Consider the following 20,841-nt stretch of genomic DNA (forward strand, 5'->3'; position numbering starts at 1 on the left):
TGATTTCAGGGCGAATTGTATGGAATTGGCCGATATCCTGGCTGAGCGTGCTGTGCTTTGCTGTACGGGCGTAGAAACGAAACGCCAATTGTTTGAACTACTTGCCGAACGGGCTGCCGAATTGACCGGCAGCCCCCAAGCCGAAATCCTCTCCGCCATCGTCGGTCGCGAGGAGCTCGGTTCGACAGGTCTCGGCAATGGAATCGCCATTCCGCATGGCAAGATCGCCGGCCTGGCCGGTGTGACGGCCCTGTTCGCCCGCCTCGATCAGCCGATCGACTTCGATTCGCTCGATGATCAGCCGGTCGATCTGGTGGTCATGCTCCTGGCCCCCACCGGGGCCGGGGCCGATCACCTCAAGGCATTGTCCAAGGTCGCCCGCCTGCTGCGCACCGAATCGGTGGTCGACGATCTCCGCCGCACCGATGATCCCACCCGCGTCCATGCGCTGCTGACCGCGCCGGTCGCCACGCACTACGCGGCCTGATCATCACCACACAAACAAAGACCCTCCGGCCTTGCGGTCGGAGGGTTTTTCTTTTGGCCGGTGCTGGCCGCTGCGCCTAGTGCAGCGTCGCCAGGCCCAGGCTGGTCTCTTCGAGCCAGTCGGTCACGCTTTCGGTGGAATCGGTCACCAGCAGCGGCTTGCCATCGGCAGACATCAGCAGCTGGTATTCGCCCTCGGGCTCAAACGTCGCGTCTTCGATCATTTCGCCGAGCACGGCGCCGCTGACGGCGCGGGTATAGGCGACAGCATTGCCGCCCAGCGCGGCAAACTGCGCGCGGGTCAGAGACTTGAGCGGATGGATCACATGATCCCTGGTGGCCTGGTCGTTTCTTTTTTCATACATGGTCGGCCCTTTCCTCAAAGTGAGCGAATGTCGATACGGCGGGCGGTCTTGGCCAGCTTTGGGCGCTCGATCTCGATGACCAGCATACCATGTCCCAGCGTGGCGTCCTTCACGATCATGCCATCGGCCAGCAGAAACGCGCGCTGAAACTGCCGGGCGGCGATGCCGCGATGCAGGAACTGGCGCCCGCTGTCGTCCTTCTGCTTGCCGCGCACCACGATCTGGTTGTCCTCGGCCATCACGTCCAGTTCCTGGGCGCTGAATCCGGCGACGGCGATCGACACCATGAACCTCTCGGTTCCATCGGCATCCACATGGCGCTCGATATTATAGGGCGGATAGCCATCGGCGGACTTGGCGAGCCGGTCCACGCGCTCCTCGAAATTGTCAAAGCCGAGGAGAAAGGGGGCGGAAAACACCGATATGCGCGTCATTCAGGCCGTCCTTGAGATCAAGCAACGTATCGTGCGCGGCCCGATTGGAGTGGCACCGCGCGTCTGCCCAAGATATGGGACATGCCACAACTCGGTTCAAGTCCGGTGCCTTGCCCATGTCCGCTCCCTTTGCCGTGGTCACCCCAGCGTTCCAGGCCCAGGCCACCATCGTGCCCACGGTGCGCAGCCTGCTGGCCCAGACCTGCACCGACTGGCAGCTCTGGCTGGTCGCCGATGATGGCTTTGACTATGCCGCCTTTCTCTCCGACGCCGGCATCAATGACCCCCGTATCCGTTTCCTCGATAGCGGCGGCATCGGCCTGGGCGCCTCGCGCGCGCGCAATGTCGCGCTCGATGCCATCACCGCGCCCTATGTGGCGATCCTGGACGCCGATGACCGCTTCAAGCCGCGCAAGCTCGAACTGGCGCTCGCCGCGCTTGCCGACCATGCCATTGTCACCTGCGCCCTCGATGTGATGACCGACAGCTTCGTCCACCTGCGCCATGTTGGCGACGGTCCGGACCGCGTGCTGACACCCGGCCAGCACAAATTCGTCAGCCTCTCGATGGATTCCATGGTGGTCTGGGACAGGCGGCGCACCGATGCCCGCTATGATGTGACCATGAGCAACATGACCGACCTCGAGCTGCTGCTGCAGCTCTATGGCCCCGTCGGCAGCTCATTCCACCTTGGTGCGCCGTTGCACGACTACATCAAGCGCGCCAGCTCGATGAGTAATGGCGCCAATGTCGCCGCCGGCATGATCGCCTCCAAGACCACTCTGCTTGATCGTCTGCGCGAGGGTGCCTATGGCCTGCCCGCGTCCGACGTCGCCGGACTCGTCGGATTTCTCGAGATCTCGCTCGGCGCCGAGGCGGAATATGGGGCGGCGCTGGCCGCCCGGCCGGGCCTGCTGTTCGAGGATCATCTCCAGCCGCGCCTCCAATAGAAAAGGCCGGCCCCGAGGGGCCGGCCATCGTCACAACGGGGAGGACGCTGTGGAAAGCTCTTACAGGGCGTAGAGGGTCAGGCTGTTCTGCTCGCCGCTGACACCCACGATCTGGTCAACCGAGTAGCCCTGGCGTTCGATGGATTCGACCAGCCACTTGTTGTTCTTGATGTTGGCCTGCACCGAGGCCACGTCATTGTCGCCACGAAGCGACAGGGCCTGGCCACCGCCCAGCTTCTGCACATTGGCCGTGGTGGCTTCCTGGATGGCGCTCAGCGATTCGACGCCGCCCATGACGTTGTAGGGGCTCGCGGAAGCGGCCGAAGCGCCGGCAAGCAGGGTGGCGGTGATGGCGATGATCTTGAACATTTTCATAATCTATTCCTTTCGGTATTTTGCGCTCGCTGTCGTCCCGAGCTGTAGGAAACTACGCAAGCTGGTCCGGATAAGTTTCACCGCTGTTGCAGAAAACTGAACGGACCGCTGCAACTCAATGGTTTTCAGCTCCGCCAAACCCCTTGCCAGCCGGGCGCTTTGCTCCTATAGAGCCCACTTCTCCGGATCGCCCGGCCAAAAGGCATGCCGTGGCGATCTCTGAATGCGATGGGCCCAAATCCATCCAAGTTTCTTACAAGGACCCGCAAAATGCCCAAGATGAAGACGAAATCTGGCGCCAAAAAGCGTTTCAGTTTCACAGCGACCGGTCGTGTCAAGGCAGGCGTCGCCGGCAAGCGCCACCGCCTGATCAACCACAATGCCAAGTACATCCGCACCAACCGCGGCACCAAGATCCTGTCCAAGGGCGACGAGGGTCTGGTGAAGTGGTACATGCCGTACAACCGCTAACGCTGAAAGGAAGCTGACACATGTCACGCGTTAAAAGAGGCGTTACCAATCACGCCCGTCACAAGAAGGTTTTGAAGGCTGCGGAGGGCTATTATGGCCGCCGCAAGTCGACGATCCGTATCGCCAAGCAGGCCGTCGAAAAGGCCGGCCAGTACGCTTACCGCGATCGTCGCGTTAAGAAGCGCAACTTCCGCGCCCTGTGGATCCAGCGCATCAACGCTGCCGTCCGTGATCACGGGCTGACCTATGGTCGATTTATCGACGGCCTCAGCAAGGCTGAGGTTGCCGTTGACCGCAAGGTGCTGAGCGATCTCGCGATCACCCAGCCCGAAGCGTTCGGCGTGCTGGTCGCAAAGGCCAAGGCTGCCCTGGCGTATCTGGAAGGCGTGGACGCTACCACCCACGCCCGCGTCACCGCCTAACACTCCCAGCTCTGCTGAGGTCAAAATAGCGCCTTGCGCCGCCCTTTGGGCTGGCGCGGGGCGTTTTGTTTTGCTCTAAAGCCACTGCATTTCCTTTAGACCTCATGGCGCGCCTGTCGAACCACGAGGTCGGTCACCCCGCTCCTGCCAAGCCGCCCCTTTGGGCGGCCGCTGGATAAGGCCCACTGAGAGTTTCTGATGTCCCTCGAGAACCAGATCGCCACCCTGCGCGCCGAACTGGGCGCCGCCATCGCTGCCGCCGCCGATGAGGCTGCGCTCGATACCGTCCGCGTCGCCGCCCTGGGCAAGAAGGGCAGTGTTTCCGCGCTGCTGGCCTCGCTGGGCAGCATGGCCCCCGATGAACGCAAGAGCGCCGGCCCCGCCATCAATGGCCTCAAGACCGAGATCGCCGGGCTCATCGAGGACAAGTCGACCGCCCTCAAGGCCGCGGCCCTCGACGCCCGCCTCAAGGCCGAAACGCTCGATGTCACCCTGCCGCTGCAGCCCGCGCCCACCGCCCGCGGCCGCATTCACCCCATCAGCCAGACCATCGACGAGATCACGGCGATCTTTTCAGACATGGGGTTCTCCATCGCCGAAGGTCCCGATATCGAGACCGATTATTTCAACTTCACCGCGCTCAATTTCCCCGAGGGGCATCCGGCGCGCGAGATGCACGACACCTTCTTCATGAAGCCCGGTGCCGATGGGGTCAAAAAGGTGCTGCGTACCCACACCTCCCCGGTGCAGGTCCGCGTCATGCAAAAGACCAATGAAAAGCCGGCTGCTGCCTATATGACCCCCGCCATGGATCCGCCGATCCGCGTGGTCATTCCCGGCCGCACCTATCGCAATGACAGCGACCAGACGCACACGCCCATGTTCCACCAGGTCGAGGGCCTTGTCATCGACAAGTCCAGCCACATCGGCCAGTTGCGCTGGGTGCTCGAGGAATTCCTCAAGGCCTTCTTTGAAGTGCCCAATGTCACGCTGCGCTTCCGCCCCAGCTTCTTCCCCTTCACCGAGCCGTCCATGGAAGTGGACGTGCAGTGCGATCGCTCGGGCTCCGAGGTCAAGATCGGCGAAGGCAATGACTGGCTCGAGATCCTGGGCTGCGGCATGGTCCATCCCAATGTCATCGCCAACGCCGGGCTCGATCCCGATGTCTACCAGGGCTTTGCCTGGGGCATGGGTATCGACCGCATCGCCATGCTCAAATACGGCATGCCCGACCTGCGCGCCTTCTTCGACGGCGACCAGCGCTGGCTCGATCACTACGGCTTCCGCCCGCTCGACCTGCCGACGCTCTTCGGCGGCCTGAGCAGCTAAGCCCGCTTTCCCATGCCCTGCAGCCCCTGCGCGCAGCACACCTGACTTCCACTAAAGGCGATAGATATGAAATTCACCCTCGACTGGCTCAAGGAGCACCTCGATACCGACGCTTCGGCCGACGAGATCGGCACGACGCTGACGCTCATCGGGCTCGAACTGGAAGGCGTCGAAGATCAGGGCAAGGCGCTCAAGAGCTTCGTCACCGCCCATGTCGTTTCGGCCGAGCAGCATCCCAATGCCGACAAGCTGCGCGTCTGCAAGGTCGATGCCGGCACCGGCGAGTTGATCGACGTCGTCTGCGGCGCCCCCAATGCCCGTAAGGGCCTCAAGACCGTCTTCGCCTTCCCCGGCACCTATATCCCGGGCAAGGACATGACCATCGGCAAGGGCAATATCCGCGGGCAGGTCAGCAATGGCATGCTCTGCTCCAATGCCGAGCTGGAACTGTCCGAGGATCATGACGGCATCATCGAGCTGCCCGCCGATGCGCCCATCGGCGTCAGCTATCCCGCCTATGCCGGCATTGATGGCGTGGTGTTCGACATTTCCATCACCCCCAATCGCGGCGACGCCACCGGCGTCTATGGCATTGCGCGCGATCTGGCCGCCTATGGCCTGGGCACGCTCAAAGCCACCGACACGAGCCCGGTGCCCTCCAAGGGCAAGAGCCCCATTGCGCCGCTGCCGCACCAGTTTGGCGCCGATGAGCCCAAGGCCATCCGCCGCTTCGGCGGCCGCTATATCAAGGGCGTCAGGAACGGTCCGTCGCCGGCCTGGCTGCAGCAGCGGCTGCGCGCCGTCGGCCTGCGGCCCATCAATGCCATTGTCGACATCACCAACTGGGTCTCGCTCGGCTGGGGCCGTCCGCTGCACGCCTATGATGCCGACACGCTCAATGGCCAGCCCGTGCTGCGCAATGCCCGCAACGAGAGCTTCGATGCGCTCGACAACAAGGTCTATACCCTCGACGAGACCATGACCGTCATCGCCGACGATACCGGCCCGCTCTGCCTGGGTGGCATCATGGGCGGCATCCGCTCCGGCGTCACCGACGGCACGGTCAATGTGTTCATGGAATGCGCCAGCTGGGATGCCGATCTCATCGCTCGCACCGGCCGCAAGACCGGCATTGTCAGCGACGCCCGCTATCGCCTCGAGCGCCATGTCGATCCGGCCCTCACCGATCCCGGCCTCGAACTGGCCACGCGCCTCGTGCTCGAGCTCTGCGGCGGCGAGGCCATGGAGCCGGTGTTTTCGGGCGAGGACGTCTATCCCGACACCACCATCGACTTCCCGCTGTCCGAAGTGCGCCGCCTCACCGGCCTTGATGTCGAGCCCATGGTGGCGACCGCCATCCTCACCCGTCTCGGCTTCACCGTGACGCCCAAGGGCGAAAGCTTCTCGGTCAAGGTGCCGAGCTGGCGCCCGGACGTCACCCTCAAGGCCGATCTGGTCGAAGAGATCATGCGCATGGTGGGTGTCGACAATGTCCCGGTCGAGCCGCTGCCGCGCCTCTCCCATGTCGCCCCGCGCATGCTCACCACCATCCAGAACCGCCGCCGCATCGTGCGCCGGGCGCTGGCCGCGCGCGGGCTTGATGAAGCCGTTACCTGGAGCTTCATCAGCCATGCCGAAGCCACCCGCTTCGGCGGTGGTCAGGAGAGCCTGCAGCTGGCCAATGCCATTGCCGCCGACATGACCGACATGCGGCCCTCCCTGCTGCCGGGGCTGCTCGCGGCCGCCCGCCGCAATGCCAATCGCGGCCTTGCCGATCTGGCCCTGTTCGAAGTCGGCCAGGTGTTCCTCTCCGATGCGCCCGAAGGCCAGCACACCCATGCCACCGGCATTCGCACCGGCAGCGCGGGTCTTTCCGGTTCAGGCCGCCATTGGGCGGCCAAGGCCGCGCCGGTTGGCGTCTATGATGCCAAGGCCGATCTCGGCGCCGCGCTCGATGCGCTGGGCTATGACATCGACAAGATGCAGATCCTGGCCGAGCCCGCCCCCTGGAGCCATCCTGGGCGCGGCGGCCGCATTGCCCAGGGCCCCAAGACCATTGCCTGGTTCGGCGAGCTGCACCCGGCCTTTGCCGCCGAGCTCGATATCACCGGCCCTGTCGCGGCCTTCGAGATCGATCTCGACGCGCTGCCCGAGCCGCGCCGCAAGCCGACGCGCACCAAGCCGGCCCTGGCCCTGTCCCAGCTCATGCCGCTCAGCCGCGACTTCGCTTTTGTCGTGGATCAGTCGGTCACCGCCGCGGTGATCCTCAAGGCCGCGCGCGGCGCCGACAAGGCACTCATCAAGGACGTGACGATCTTTGACGTCTTCGCCGGCAGCCATGTTGGCGAGGGCAAGAAGTCCGTCGCCATCGCCGTGACGCTGCAGCCGCTCGACAAGACGCTGACCGACGAAGACATCGACAAGGTCTCCGCCGCTATCATCGCCGCCGTCACCAAATCCACCGGCGGCGTCCTGCGGGCCTGACACCGGTCCGCCGCGCCTGGCACCATGGTGCCCACCCACTACTGTCATCACCCGGCTTGTCCGGGTGATCCATCGGCGTGGGCATCTGCGTTCGGTGGTGGATTGCCCGGACAAGCCGGGCAATGACGGCGGGTGGGGATGACCGAGATCGACGAGGCACCACATGTCAGGCGCCCAGTCTCCCGCCTCGCCACAAAATCCCCCCGCTCTTGCCTCGGGAACACTCTCCGGCTCATATCGCGCCATGAGCGACACCAGCCGATTCCCCGATGTCATGCTGCTGGCCGCTGGCCTGGGCAGCCGCCTGCGGCCCATCACCGACACCCTGCCCAAGCCGCTGGTGCCGGTGGCCGGCGTGCCGCTGATCGAGCGGGTGATGGACAATGCCAAGGCTGAGGGCGCCAAGCGCTTTACAGCCAATGGGCATTATCGCGCCGATCAACTGCTGGCCCATTTCGGCGGCCTGCTCAAGCTCAGCCGCGAGGAGGCCCTGCTCGATACCGGCGGTGGCGTCAAACAGGCCCTGCCCATGCTGGTCTCCGACCCCTTTGTGGTGATGAACACCGATGCCTTCTGGCCACTGGGCAGCGACCAGCCCATCGCCCGCATGCTGGCGCGTTATACCGGCCCCGAAGATATCGTCCTGCTCTGCGTGCATCCGCGCGATGCCCATGGCTTTGCCCGCAGCCATGATTTCTGCCTCGCCCCCGATGGGCGCATCACCCGCGACTATGGCGCGCCGGTGATCTATGGCGGCGTCGCCATCCTGGGCAAAGCGCTCTTTGCCGATACGCCCGACGGCGCCTTCTCGCTCAACCTGCTGTTCGAGCGCTGCCTGGAGCGGGAGACCCTGTTTGGTGTGGTGCTCGATGCCCCCTGGTTCCATGTCGGCGATCCCGCCGCGCTGGCCCTGGCCGAAAGCGCCCTTGCGGCCCCCACAGCGCCATGACGCTGTTTTCCATCGCCCCGCACGCCCCTTTCATCGCCACCCTGGCTGATCGCATCATCGATGGCACGCTGCTGGGCGGCGCCGACCGCAGCCAACCCTTCTGGCTCACCGACGTCACTATCGTGCTGCCCACCCGCCGCGCCAAGCTGGCCCTGGCCGATGAATTCGCGCGCCGTAGCCTCGGGCTCCTGCCCGATATCCGCACCTTTGGTGGCGAAGTCGCCGACGAAGAGCCCTTCCTGCCGCCCTTTGATGCGCCCACCCCGCTGCCGGCCGCCAGCGCGCTGGAGCGGCGTCTTGTGCTCTCCCGCCTCGTCCATGCCTGGGCCAATACCGAGGGGGGCCAGCGCGCCTTTTCCACGCCCCCCACGGCCGGCGAAATCCTCTCCATGGCCGAATCGCTTGGCCATCTCATCGATGATCTGCTGACCGAGGAGCGCAGCCCGGCCGACATCGCGGCCATTGCGCCCACGCTTGAAGCCAATCTCAGCGACTATTGGCTGCAGACCATCAGCTTCCTCGATATTGCCCTGCGCTATTGGCCCGAGCATCTGGCCGGCGCTCGCGCCGACACCGCCGCCTTGCGCGGCCAGCGGCTCGACCGCCAGGCCATGGCGGCGCCGCTGGTCTATCGTGATCGCCCGGTGATTGCCGCCGGCTCCACCGGTTCCATTCCCGCCACGGCGCGGCTGCTGGCGGCCATCAACGCCCTGCCGCGCGGCGCCGTGGTGCTGCCCGGGCTCGATTGCGCCATGACCCCGGCCGATCACGCGGCCTTGCTGCTGCCAGACAGCAATCCGCATGGCCATCCGCAATATGGCCTCGCCCGCCTGCTGCGCAGCCTGGGCGCAGCGGTCAGCGATGTCACCGAACTGGCGCCGGGCGATCATCCCCGCACCACGCTGGTGCATCGCGCCCTGGCGCTCACTGAGGACACCGCCCGCTGGAACAGCCAGCGCCTCACGCCCGAGCAACTGGCCGCGGCGGGGGAGGGCGTCACCATCATTCGCGCCCGCACCGAGGACGAACAGGCCCGCGCTATTGCCCTCGCTGCTCATGCGGCCCTGAGTGACAAACAGACTGTCGGTATCGTCACCCCCGATCGTAATCTTGCCCGCCGCATTGCCGCCGAGCTGCGCCGCTTCGGGGTGGTGGTCGATGATGCCGCTGGCGTGCCGCTGTTCCAGTCCGCCGCCGGGCGCCTGCTGCGCCAGATCCTGGCGCTGGCCAGCTCCAATATCGCCGCCGTGCATCTGATGGCGCTGCTGCGCAACCGCGCCACCCGCTTCGGCCGCGACCGTGCCGAGATTTCCCGCCTGGCCGATGATATCGAGCTGGGCCTCCTGCGTGGTCAGCGGCCCAATCCTGGCTTTGCCGGCCTGCGCGCTGCCCTCTCGGCCAATATCGACAAGACCATCACCCATCCGGCCCGCCGCCTGTCCGAGGGGGATCGCGCCCCCATCACCGGTCTTCTCGACGCCATCGCCGCCGCCATTGCGCCGCTCACCAGCCTCCTCGAAACCCCCGTCATTACCGCCAGCAGCCTCGCCGCCGCCCTCTGTGCCGCCTTTGATGCCGTGGCCGATGGCGCCGAGATTCCCGGCCGCCGTGAACTGGCCGACTGGGCCCAGCAGATGGCGAGCCACACTGGCGAAGGCCACAGCTTTGCCCCGCGCCAGCTCGATGGCGTCCTCAGCGCCCTCATGCTGGGTGCCCAGGTCCGCACTATCGAGGAACGCCGCAGCGACATCGCCATTTGGGGCCAGCTCGAAGCCCGCCTGCAGAACCCGGACCTCCTGGTACTGGCCGCGCTCAATGAGGACAAATGGCCCGAGCCGGCCGATCCCGGTCCCTGGCTCAGCCGCGGCATGCGGCTGGCCGCCGGGCTCGATCCGCCGGAGCGCAAGCAGGGCCTCGCCGCCCACGACTTTGCCCAGGGCCTGGGCAATGCCAGGGTCATCCTCAGCTATGCCGACCGCGTCGGCGCCAGCCCCGCCATTGCCTCGCGCCTGCTGCAGCGCCTCACCGCCTTTGCCGGCACCGAGGAGGCTGCGCGCTGGGTTGCACGCGGCGCCCATTGGCTCGATCAGGCCCGCCGCCTCGACATGGTGCCCGAAACCCGGCCCGCCCCGCGTCCGGCGCCCAATCCGCCGGCGGCGACCCGCCCGCGTGCCCTCTCGGTCACCGAGATCGAAACGCTGATGCGCTCGCCCTATGACATCTACGCCCGCCATGTGCTGGGCCTGCGCGCGCTCGATCCCCTGGGCGACACGCCCGACGGGCGCGAACGCGGCACCATCATCCACGATATTTTTGCCCAGTTCGTCATCGATGGGCATGACGTCATGGCCCCCGGTGCCATCGATGTGCTGATGGCCATCGCGGTGGAAAAATTCTCCGGCCTCGACGCCATTGGCGAGCGCCGCGATATCTGGCTGCGCCGCTTCCACACCGCCGCCACCCAGTTCCTCGCCTTCGAGCGCGCCCGCGAGCCCATGGTGGCCCGGCGCCATGCCGAAATCCGCGGCGAAATGGTGTTTCCCATGGCCGAGCCCTTCAAGCTCAGCGGCCGCGCCGACCGCGTCGATGCCCTGCGCGATGGCACGCTGGAGATCATCGATTTCAAGACCGGCTCGCCCCCCACCAAGGGCGCCATGCAGGCCTTCGAGGTGCCGCAACTGCTGCTCGAGGCGCAGATGGCCGCCGCCGGTGCCTTCCCCCAGCTCAGTGCCGCGCCCACCACGGCGCTCACCTATATCAAGGTGGGCCTGGGGCCCGACGCCTTCACCGCCAAGCCCTTCATTCCCCATGACGAGCACGACGTCATGTCCGCCGCCGACGAGATCGCCCGGCGCATGCAGCGCCATGTCGAGCTCTTCCTGATGCACGATACGCCCATGCCCGCCCGCCTGCTGCCGCTGCCCGGCCAGCGCTTTGCCGGCGCCTATGATCATCTGGCGCGGCTGGCCGAATGGACTGCCATTGATGGCGGGGAGGGCGAGCCATGAGCGAGCGCGGTCCTCTCGTTGTCCCCTTCGACACCAGCCGCCACCAGGCGCTGGCTGCCGATCCCGCCTGGTCGATCTGGGTGTCGGCCAATGCCGGCTCGGGCAAGACCTTCGTGCTCACCCGCCGCGTGCTGCGCCTACTGCTCTCGGGCGTCGCGCCCGAGGCCATCCTGTGCCTCACCTATACCAAGGCCGCCGCCGCCGAAATGCGCCGCCGCGTCGCCGATCGCCTGGCCGAATGGGCCCTGTTCGACGATGCTGCGCTGGACAAGGCGCTGCGCGACATCGAGGGCCGCGAGCCCGACGCCGCCCTGCGCAATCGCGCCCGCACCCTTTTCGCCCGGGCGCTCGAAACCCCCGGCGGGCTCAAGATTGTCACCATCCACGCTTTCTGCGAATCGGTGCTGCACCGCTTCCCGCTCGAAGCCGGCGTGCCCTTTGATTTCTCCGTCATCGAGGATGACGAGCGCACCGCCCTGCTGCTGGCGGCGCGCGAAACCGTTTTGGCGCAGGGGCTGGGCGTCGCCGGAGCGGTGGAAACCCTGTTTCAGACGCTGAGCGACGAGCAGATCAAGAACGCCATCAATGCGGCCCTCGCCGATGGCCGCAAGCTCAAGCTGGTCCTCGCCGATCCCGCCCGCGCCAAGGCCAATCTGCGCGCGCTGATCGGCGCCGCGGCCACCCGCTCGGTCGAGGAGATCGAAGCGGCCATCACCGGCGAACGCCTGATCGGCCCCGCCGAGATCCAGGCGCTCTTTGCCATCACCCCGCCCAAGGGCGGCAATCGCAGCCTTGAGGACAAGCTGGCCGCGCTCGATCCCGCCAGCCCCGCCTCCGACGCCTGGCTGCGCGCCTTCCTCACCAAGGATCTGACGGTGCCGTCTCGCTTGGTGGTCAAGGCGGTCACCACCGGTAATCCCGATCTGGCCGATCAGCTCCAGGCCGAAGCCGAGCGCCTGGCCGCCCTGGCCGCAGCCCGCAGCGCCGCTGCGCTGGTCGATCGCAGCGAGGCCCTGCTCGATATCGTTGCCGCCGTCGGCCAGCGCTACGAGGCCACCAAGCGGGCGCGCTCCCTGCTCGATTTCGACGATCTGGTCGAGCGCCTTGCCGATCTCTTCCAGAACCAGTCCGGCGACTGGGTCCGCTACAAGCTCGATTCCGGCATCGACCACATCCTGGTCGATGAAAGCCAGGACACCAATGGCGAGCAGTGGCGCGTGGTCCGCGCTATCGCCGAGGAATATTTCGCCGGGGCAGGGGCCGTCACCCGGCCGCGCTCGCTGTTTGCCGTGGGCGACCAGAAACAGTCCATCTATTCCTTCCAGGGCGCCGAACCGGCCCTCTTTGGCCAGACCGGTGGTGACTACCAGCTGCGCGCCAGCGAAGCCGAAGTGCAGTTCCAGCCCGTGCCGCTGCGCACCAGCTTCCGCACCCTGCCCGAAATCCTGGCGGCGGTGGATCTGGTCAGCGACCGCCCGGATATCCAGGCGGCCCTGCTGGAAACCGAAAAAGTCCATCACAACACCGCCCGCACCATGCGCGGCGGCAGTGTCACGCTCTGGCCACCCATCCAGCAGCCCGGCGAGGCCCGGGCCGATGCCGATTGGCCCACCAGCGTGCTCGATCTGCAGCCCAGCGCGCCCCGCCAGGTGGCCGAGGCCATCGCCGCCCGCATCCGCGGCTGGATCGATGCGCGTCGCCCGCTCACGGGCCGTGGTCGCGCCGTCACCGCCGATGATGTGCTGATCCTGGTGCAGTCGCGCGGGCCGGTGTTCCAGGAGGTCATCCGCGCCCTGCGCAAGGCGGAACTGCCCACCCCCGGCGCTGATCGCCTGGGGGTTACCGGCCATATCGCCGTGCTCGATCTTCTGGCGCTCTGCGACGTGCTGCTCAATCCGGCGGACGATCTGCAATTGGCTGCCCTGCTGCGCTCGCCTCTCTTTGATATCGATGAGGCGCTGCTGTTTGCCGTGGCCCAGCCACGCGCCGACCGCCAGACGCTCTGGCAGGCGCTGGCCGCCCATGCCGACCCGGCTGCTATCGCCGCCGCCGAGCGCCTGGCCCGCTGGCGTGGCGAGCTCGATTTCGAACGCCCCTTCGAATTCCTCGCCCAGGTGCTCTATGCCGAAGGCGGCCTCCGCCGCTTCCACACCCGCTTTGGTCCCGAGGTCGATGACATCGTTGCCGAACTGCTCGAACTGGCCCTCAGCCACGAGCAGGGCGCCCAGCCTTCGCTGCAGGGCTTTGTCGCCGACATGCGCCAGCGCTCGGGCACCATCAAGCGCGAATTGCCCGATGCCGGCGCCGGTGTCCGCGTCATGACCGTCCATGGCGCCAAGGGTCTTGAAGCCCCCATCGTCATCCTCGCCGATGCCGCCACCAAGCCCAGCAAGCAGATGCTGGGCAAGCCGGTTTATCTCTTGGCCGAAGCCCCCGGCCCGCTGCTGGTCCATGCCGCCGGCAAGGGCGATCATGTCGAGGCGACGCTGGGCATCAAGCAGGCCGTCGATGACAATCTGGAGCGCGAATACTGGCGCAAACTCTATGTCGCCATGACCCGCGCCGAAGACGAGCTCTATGTCACCGGCGCGCTGACCCCCGGTTCCGAAGCCGCCACCCAATTGGCCGGCAGCTGGTACGAGGCCGTTGAAACCGCGCTTCGCCCCTTGTCCGAGACGCAGGCTGACGCTGTCGGCGTCGAGACGGCCATCATCTACCCGCGCGAACGCGTCGCGCCCGTCCCGGTGCGCGATTCGGCGCCCGCTGTCGGTGCCGGCATGGTGCCCCTCATCCTGCCGCCCTTGCCGCCGGCGCCGGTTGTCACCCGCGTGTCGCCCTCCCAGGCCGCCAGCGGCATCAGCACCACCACTGCGCTCGATAGTCTTGCCGAACAGGTGCGCGATGCCGAAGCCGCCCGCCGCGAGGGCATCGCGCTCCATGCCCTGCTGCAACATCTGGGCACGCTCGACCCTGCGATCTGGCCGGCGATTGCCGACAAGGCGCTCATGGCCCTGCTGCCCGATTCGCCTGCCGATCATCCGCGCCTGGCCGCCAAGGCCATGTCCATTCTGCGCCGCCCCGATCTCATGCGCCTGTTCGGCCCCATGAGCCGGGCTGAAGTGCCCTTCGCACTGGACCTTTTGCGCGATGGCCAGCCCGTCCGTCTGAGCGGTCGTATTGATCGTCTGGTGATTGACGAACAGGGGGTGTTGGTGGTCGACTACAAGTCCGACGCGTCGGTACCCGACAGGGTTGCCGATGTGCCGGGGAACTACATTACCCAGCTCGGATTGTATGCGTTGGTTGCAGGTCAGCTTTTCCCTGGACAGGTCATACGGGCGGCAATTCTGTGGACGAGTTTGGAATCATTGATGAATCTGCCATCGGATATGCTGGTGGCGGGCGCCCGCGGCTTCACCATGCGGTGATCTGCGTTGTGCCTGCGCTGGACTCTTCCCAGCTTTAGGCGCACACAGTCCGCCGCTTTCAACAAAAGGCAAAAACCCATGACTAGTCACGTTTCCGATGCCAATTTTGGCGAGGAAGTCCTGAACTCCAAAGAACCCGTCCTCGTGGATTTCTGGGCGGAGTGGTGCGGGCCCTGCCGTGCGATTGCACCCGTGCTCGATGAGCTGTCTGTCGAACTGGCCGGCAAGGTCAAGATCGTCAAGCTTAATGTCGATGACAATCCGGGTACCGCCAGCAAGTATGGCGTGCGCTCCATCCCGACCATGATCCTCTTCAAGGGCGGCGAAGCTGCCGACATGAAGATCGGTGCAGGCACGCCCAAGGCCGGCCTCACCAAGTGGCTCGAAGGCCACGCCGCCTGACACCAGGCGCCTGAGAAATTTGCAAAGCACCGTCGGGTCTCCCGGCGGTGCTTTTTCATGGTCCCAGCGCCTTGCCCGGCAATTGCCTTGGTTCCGCTGCAACACGGCTTCTGCTAAGCCTTGCAGCCAACAAGAAGACTGGGGAGGAAGCCAATGGCTCCCATCGATCTCGCCGCCGCGCCGTTCCACCTTGATGATGCCGCCATTACCTGGGTCCACGCCACCCGCGACGCCCTGAGCCCGCGCGACAAGCTGGCCCAGCTCTTTGTTCTGCTCGCCCGCGGCACGCCCGATGAAACGATCGAGGCCGTGCGCAGCTTCAAGCCCGGCGGCATCACCCGCATCTATTCCGACGATCTCATCGCCGAATACAATCTTTCGCGCGAACTGGCCGAGCTGAGCAGCATTCCGCTCCTGGTCAGCGCCGATCTCGAAGGCAGCCGCATGAGCCTGCCGCTCGGCACCAGCGTGCCCAATCCGCTGGGCCTGGCCGCTGTCGACGATCTCGAAGCCACCACCGCCATTTCCACCCTCATGGCGCGCGAGGCCAATGCCATTGGCCTGAACTGGAGCTTCACCCCCGTCATCGATCTCAACATCGCCTGGCGCAGCGCCATTGTCGGCACCCGCTCCTATGGCAGCGACATCGACAAGGTCGAGCGCCACGCCCTGGCCCAGATCGCCGCCTTCCAGGCCAATGGCGTCGCCGCCACCGTCAAGCACTGGCCCGGCGAAGGCTTTGATGATCGCGACCAGCATCTGGTCACCACCGTCAATCCGCTCTCCATGGCGGATTGGGAGGCCAATTTCGGCCGCCTCTATCGCAAGGCCATCGATGCCGGCGTGCTCTCCATCATGTCCGCCCATATCGCGCTGCCGGCCTATGCCCGCGCCATCGATCCCGATTGCGGCGCCGAGGCCTATCGCCCCGCCTCGCTGTCGCGCCTGCTCAATCACGATCTGCTGCGCCGCGAGCTGGGCTTTAATGGCCTGATCGTCTCCGATGCCACGCCCATGGCTGGCATGGGCGATTGGGGCCCGCGCGACCAGACCCTGCCCGAGGTCATCATCTCGGGCTGCGACGTTATCCTGTTCAGCGACGATCCCAATGCCGACCTGATGCGCCTGGTCAAGGCCGTGGCCGATGGCCGCCTCAATCAGGAGCGGGTCGACGAGGCCGTGACCCGCGTCCTGGCGCTCAAGGCCCGCCTGGGCCTCCATGCCGCGCCTGCGGCCCCGAGTCTGGAATCGGTCGCCGGTCTTGTCGCCTCCGACGCCCATCTGGCCACCGCCAAATCGGTCACCGCGCGGGTGCCCACCCTGGTCAAGGACACCCAGGGCCTGTTGCCGCTGTCGCCCTCGCGCCATCATCGCGTTCTGGTCTTTTCCACGGGGGCCGTGGTCCCCTTTGTGCCCCAGCCGCTGCCGCTGAGCCTGCCCGACCGGCTCGCCGCCGAGGGCTTTGAGGTGACGCTCTTCACCCCCGAGCTCGACGTCAAGCCGAGCGATTTCGATCTGGTGCTTTATCTCTTCGCCGAAGAGACCACGCTCACCCGCAGCCGGATCTTCCTCGATTGGGTCAAGCTCACCGGCTCGGTCTTTGGTGGCATGCGCCGCTATTGGCACGACCTGCCCACCCTGATGGTGTCGCTGGGCTATCCCTATTATCTCTACGACGCCCCGCGCGTGCCCACCTATGTCAACGCCTACGGCTCCTCGGAGGCTATCCAGGCGGCCGTGCTCGAGGCCCTGCTGGGCCGCACGCCCTTTGCCGGCACCAGCCCTGTGGACCCCTTCTGCGGCAGCGATCAGGCCCGCTACTGATCGGGCCTGGCCATCAGTCCGGCGGCGTGTGGTTCTTGGCCAGTACGTCGCCGGCCAGATAGAGCGAGCCACAGATCAGCACCCGCGCATTGGGTACGTCGGCGGCAGCCTTGAGCGCCGACAGGATCGAGCGCTTCGGCGCTGCTGCAAAGCCGGCGCCGCGCGCCTTGTGCGCAATCTCGTCGGCCCGGTGCGAATTGGGCTCGCCCGGCACTGTCAGCGTATAGATCTGCTGCACCTGGCCGTCAAAGGGGGCCAGAAAAGCTGCGGGATCGCGCGTGTTCATCATGCCCATGATCAGCACCAGCGGCGCGGGCCGCGTGCGGTTCATATCGGCAATCGCTGCTGCCAGCGCCGTGGCCCCATGCACATTGTGCCCGCCATCGAGCCAGAGTTCGCTGCCGTCATGCAGCATGTCGCGCAGCTTTCCATGCAGCGGCATCATCCGCGCCGGCCACACCACCGATCGCAATCCCTTGGCAAGGGCCGCCGCATCCACCGGCAGCCCGAAATGCCGCGTCGCGGCAATAGCCAGCGCCGCATTGTGGAACTGGTGCGCGCCGATCAGCGCCGGCGGCGGCAGGTCGAGCAACCCGTCCTCGTCCTGATAAACCAGCCGCCCGTCCTGGGACTGGCCATGAAAATCTTCGCCCTGCCAGATCGGGCGCACGCCCAGCCGGTGCGCTGCCCTTTCGATCACGGCACGGCCATCGGGCTGCTGCAGCCCGATGACGGCCTTGCTGCCGCGCTTGAGAATGCCGGCCTTGCTCACCGCGATCTCGGCAATGGTCTTGCCCAGGAACCCCTGGTGATCGATGTCCACCGGGGTGATGATCACCCCCAGGGGATGCTCGACAACATTGGTGGTGTCATAGGTGCCGCCCATGCCCGTTTCGAGCAGCAGATAGTCGGCCCTGTTCTCGGCATAGAGCAGCATGGCCGCCACTGTCGTCACCTCGAAAAAGGTGATCGAGCGCCCCGCATTGACCGCCTCGACCCGCTCCAGCGTGGCATTGAGCCGGCGCGTATCCACCAGCTTTCCGGCCAGCCGGATACGCTCGTTGAAGCGCACCAGATGGGGCGAGTTATAGACGTGAACGCTCTTGCCGGCCGCTTCCAGGAACGCCCGGAGATAGGCGATGGTCGAGCCCTTGGCATTGGTCCCGGCCACATGGATCACCGGCGGCAGATGCTGGTGCGGATTGCCCAGATCAGCCAGCAGCGGCATCATCCGGTCCAGGCTCAGGTCGATCAGCTTGGGGTGCAGCGCCGAAAGGCGCTTGAGAATGGCATCGGTACGCGACATGGGAGGTCCTGTCGGAGACGGGAACCCCCGTTTACGCCAGACACGCTTGTCGTCTCAAGGGTTTGTCGCCATGCCGGGATACGAATGTTGCCCCGGTCTGCACCGGGGCAACCGAATGTGTCGGCGCGGCCTGGCTAGAACTCGTTCCAGTCCGCCGAGACCGCCGCATTGCCATGGCTGAGATACTGCTGAGCGGCCTTGCGGGCAGGCGCAGCCGGGGCAGGGTTCGGCCGCGCAGCCGCTGCTGCCCGGGCCGGGGCCCGGCCCGGCGTGCCGCCATGGGTGGCAAACACGGCCACGATATCGTCCAACTCGGTGGCCTGGCTTTCGGTCTGCTCGATGGCCGCATTGATCTCTTCGACCAGCGCCGCATTGTGCTGGGTCATCTCGTCCATCTGACGCACGCCCACATTGACTTCCTCGATGGCCGAGGCCTGTTCCTTGCTTTCGCGCGCAATGCCTTCCATCACCAGGCTGTTCTCGCGAATGCCTTCAAGGATCGCTTCGAGCTTGCCCGCGGCTTCGGCCACCAGCCGCGAACCGCCAGCGACCTCGGTCGCGCTCTGCTCGATCAGCAGTTTGACATCCGCCGAGGCCGAGGCGGCCGACTGCGCCAGGCGCCGCACTTCCACGGCCACCACGGCAAAGCCCTTGCCGGCATCGCCGGCCCGTGCCGCTTCGACAGACGCGTTCAGCGCCAGCAGATTGGTCTGGAAGGCAATGTCGTCGATCAGCCCGATGATGTTGGAGATCTTGGCCGAGGAGCTGGTGATCCGCTCCATGGCCCCGGTCGCCTTCTCCATCACGACGCCGCCTTCTTCGGCCGTCTGCGACACGGCCTGCGACTTCAGGCTGGCTTCCCCCGACTTGTTGGCATTGGCCAGAACCGTTGCCGCCAGCTGCTCCATGGTGGCCGAAGTCTCTTCGATGGTCGCGGCCTGCTTGGTGGTGCGCTCGCTCAGATCATTGGCGCCTGCCAGGATTTCGCCGGTGGCGGTGCGCAGGGTCTGCGAGGTGTGCTGCAGGCGCCCGACCACATCGGTCAGGCGATCGGCGACCGCATTGGTATCGACCTGCAGCTCGGCAAAGGCCCCCTGGAACTGGCCCTCGACGCGTTCGGTCAGGTCCGTATTGGCCAGCGCCTTGAGCACGCGGCCGGTTTCGCTCAGGCCCGTCTCGACGGTCTTGACCAGGCTGTTGACGCTGCTGGCCAGCCCGTTGAGCTCTGCGTCCGGAAATTCGGCATTGACCCGCTTGGAGAAGTCACCGGCAATGGCGGCATCCACCACATTGCCAAACGCCTGCTGCAGCGCGCTCATCATCTGGCGCCGCGCATCCTCGTCGGCGATGATGCGCACCGCTTCGGCCGCGCTCATGTCCTTGACCTTGTTGGCATTCTCGCGGAACACCTCGACCGTGCGGGCCATGGTGCCCATTTCGTCGCTGCGCGCGGTGTCATGCACCTTGACCTCGAGATTGCCCTTGGCGAGCTCGTTCATGGTCTGCGACAGCCGCGCAATGGGCTTCCGCACAATGGTGCGCGATGTCACGAGGATCACGCCCAGACTCACCAGCAGGATGATGACGCCGCCGATGATCGCAGACTGGATCTGCTGCAGCACCGGGCCGCTGAAGATCGCTGCCGGCACATCGAGAATGGCCGCCCAGGTGGTGTTCATGCCCGGCGCGGTGAACGGATAGACCAGGCGCACGGTGCCATCCGGCATGTCGCGGATAACCCGCATCTGGCCATCGGCCAGCGACTGGCTCACCAGATCGGCGCCGGGATCGGCATAGGCGGTGGTCAGCTTGGTCTTGTCGGGATTGGCCAGCCAATTGCCATTGCTGGCGACCAGCATCACGCTGCCGCCCTCAAAGGGCTGCATCCCGGCCAGCAGCGCCGTCAGGTCGTTGAGCCGGATATCAACGCCGGCGATGCCCACGATAGTGCCGTCGACGGTCACGGGCGAGGACACCGAGGTCAGCAGGTTCTCGCCGCTGGCGGAGAAATAGGGGGAGGTGATGAGCGTCTTCTTGGTGCTCATCGGGCCGGCATAATACTCGTCCTCGACATTGATCGACCAGGTCGAGAACGCCATCTCGCCGGCGTCGTCCTTGGTCCAATAGGCGGTGAAGACGCCCTGGTCATTGGTGCCTTCAGTGCCCGCGAGCAGGCGGGGCGCCGTCGGGCCCGGCAGTTCCATCATCCAGGACCCGAACACGAAGTCATACTGCGGCGCCACCTGTTCCAGCAGGGCCACGACATTGCTGCGCGTGGTTCCGGCCTCGCTCATATAGCCCGAGATGGTGGCGGCCAGCGTGGTGCCGGCCGACGTGGCCTCGGTGAGGTTCACCGCAAGCTGATTGGCAACGCTGTTGGCGGTCTGCGTCGCCAGGGCCATGACCTGCTCTTCGGTCTGGCTCTTGGCGTTCAAGACATTGATGGTGGTATAGGCGGACAAAATGAGCGCGATGGAAATTCCAGACGCCAGAACAAGTTTGCCAGAAACGGTGCGGGGGAGGAGCGCCATATTTTTGGTCCGGTTGTACACAGGTGGTACACAACACTTCGCACAACAACTTTGTTGAATGCTTAACCACGCGCCCC

16 protein-coding genes are annotated in these 20,841 nt (G+C 65.8%); 11 read left to right on the forward strand and 5 right to left on the reverse strand.

Going from position 1 to position 20,841, the window contains the following annotated elements; all coding sequences use genetic code 11:
- The first annotated feature begins 19 nt into the window (after positions 1 to 19).
- Positions 20 to 487, forward strand: coding sequence for a PTS sugar transporter subunit IIA (locus tag K1177_RS16075; RefSeq protein WP_224704721.1), 468 nt, complete (start codon positions 20 to 22; stop codon positions 485 to 487).
- Positions 488 to 563: 76 nt separating this feature from the next.
- Here the strand turns inward: K1177_RS16075 and K1177_RS16080 are convergent, their stop codons facing one another.
- Together K1177_RS16080 and K1177_RS16085 are read right to left on the reverse strand one after the other, a co-directional pair.
- Positions 564 to 851, reverse strand: coding sequence for a DUF1150 family protein (locus K1177_RS16080; RefSeq protein WP_224704723.1), 288 nt, complete (start codon positions 849 to 851; stop codon positions 564 to 566).
- Between the two features lie 14 nt (positions 852 to 865).
- On the reverse strand, positions 866 to 1,285 hold the full coding sequence (locus K1177_RS16085; RefSeq protein ID WP_224704725.1) for an Hsp20 family protein: 420 nt from the start codon (positions 1,283 to 1,285) through the stop codon (positions 866 to 868).
- 116 nt (positions 1,286 to 1,401) lie between these two features.
- Between K1177_RS16085 and K1177_RS16090 the strand changes: the two genes are divergently transcribed.
- The gene (locus K1177_RS16090) at positions 1,402 to 2,235 is read left to right on the forward strand and encodes a glycosyltransferase family 2 protein (protein ID WP_224704727.1); all 834 of its coding nucleotides are present in this window, start codon (positions 1,402 to 1,404) and stop codon (positions 2,233 to 2,235) included.
- A 60-nt stretch (positions 2,236 to 2,295) separates the two neighbouring features.
- Here K1177_RS16090 and K1177_RS16095 read toward each other — a convergent pair whose 3' ends face one another.
- A complete protein-coding gene (locus tag K1177_RS16095) occupies positions 2,296 to 2,610 on the reverse strand; it encodes a hypothetical protein (protein WP_224704728.1) in 315 nt (104 codons plus the stop codon).
- 270 nt (positions 2,611 to 2,880) lie between these two features.
- Between K1177_RS16095 and rpmI the strand changes: the two genes are divergently transcribed.
- From rpmI to K1177_RS16140, 9 genes are all read left to right on the forward strand, one after another.
- Positions 2,881 to 3,081 (forward strand): 50S ribosomal protein L35, encoded by a 201-nt coding sequence (gene rpmI / locus K1177_RS16100; RefSeq protein ID WP_035099236.1) that lies wholly within the window; start codon positions 2,881 to 2,883, stop codon positions 3,079 to 3,081.
- A 20-nt stretch (positions 3,082 to 3,101) separates the two neighbouring features.
- Positions 3,102 to 3,503 (forward strand): 50S ribosomal protein L20, encoded by a 402-nt coding sequence (rplT, locus tag K1177_RS16105; protein WP_224704737.1) that lies wholly within the window; start codon positions 3,102 to 3,104, stop codon positions 3,501 to 3,503.
- Positions 3,504 to 3,701: 198 nt separating this feature from the next.
- Positions 3,702 to 4,832, forward strand: coding sequence for a phenylalanine--tRNA ligase subunit alpha (pheS, locus tag K1177_RS16110; RefSeq protein WP_224704746.1), 1,131 nt, complete (start codon positions 3,702 to 3,704; stop codon positions 4,830 to 4,832).
- A gap of 66 nt (positions 4,833 to 4,898) precedes the next feature.
- Positions 4,899 to 7,316, forward strand: a complete 2,418-nt coding sequence (gene pheT, locus K1177_RS16115; protein WP_224704749.1) for a phenylalanine--tRNA ligase subunit beta — start codon at positions 4,899 to 4,901, stop codon at positions 7,314 to 7,316.
- Positions 7,317 to 7,560: 244 nt separating this feature from the next.
- Positions 7,561 to 8,265, forward strand: coding sequence for a nucleotidyltransferase family protein (locus tag K1177_RS16120; protein WP_224704750.1), 705 nt, complete (start codon positions 7,561 to 7,563; stop codon positions 8,263 to 8,265).
- Positions 8,262 to 11,273, forward strand: a complete 3,012-nt coding sequence (gene addB, locus K1177_RS16125) for a double-strand break repair protein AddB (protein ID WP_224704752.1) — start codon at positions 8,262 to 8,264, stop codon at positions 11,271 to 11,273. Before K1177_RS16120 ends, addB begins: the two co-directional genes overlap by 4 nt.
- Positions 11,270 to 14,701 carry a double-strand break repair helicase AddA gene (gene addA, locus K1177_RS16130; RefSeq protein WP_224704754.1) on the forward strand — a complete coding sequence of 1,144 codons (3,432 nt, stop codon included), beginning with the start codon at positions 11,270 to 11,272 and terminating at the stop codon, positions 14,699 to 14,701. The genes addB and addA overlap by 4 nt, the downstream gene beginning before the upstream one ends.
- Before the next feature lie 78 nt (positions 14,702 to 14,779).
- Positions 14,780 to 15,103 (forward strand): thioredoxin, encoded by a 324-nt coding sequence (trxA, locus tag K1177_RS16135; RefSeq protein WP_137150248.1) that lies wholly within the window; start codon positions 14,780 to 14,782, stop codon positions 15,101 to 15,103.
- Between the two features lie 153 nt (positions 15,104 to 15,256).
- Entirely contained in the window at positions 15,257 to 16,927 is a 1,671-nt protein-coding gene (locus K1177_RS16140; protein ID WP_224704756.1) for a glycoside hydrolase family 3 protein, read from the forward strand.
- Between the two features lie 13 nt (positions 16,928 to 16,940).
- On the opposite strand, the gene K1177_RS16145 is transcribed toward K1177_RS16140, so the two are convergent.
- Both K1177_RS16145 and K1177_RS16150 read right to left on the reverse strand, forming a co-directional pair.
- Positions 16,941 to 18,233, reverse strand: a complete 1,293-nt coding sequence (locus tag K1177_RS16145; protein ID WP_224704758.1) for a bifunctional folylpolyglutamate synthase/dihydrofolate synthase — start codon at positions 18,231 to 18,233, stop codon at positions 16,941 to 16,943.
- 134 nt (positions 18,234 to 18,367) lie between these two features.
- On the reverse strand, positions 18,368 to 20,764 hold the full coding sequence (locus tag K1177_RS16150) for a methyl-accepting chemotaxis protein (protein ID WP_224704760.1): 2,397 nt from the start codon (positions 20,762 to 20,764) through the stop codon (positions 18,368 to 18,370).
- Between the last annotated feature and the right edge of the window lie 77 nt (positions 20,765 to 20,841).

Origin of the sequence: Devosia aquimaris, assembly GCF_020169335.1 — a bacterium.
GTDB lineage: Bacteria > Pseudomonadota > Alphaproteobacteria > Rhizobiales > Devosiaceae > Devosia > Devosia aquimaris.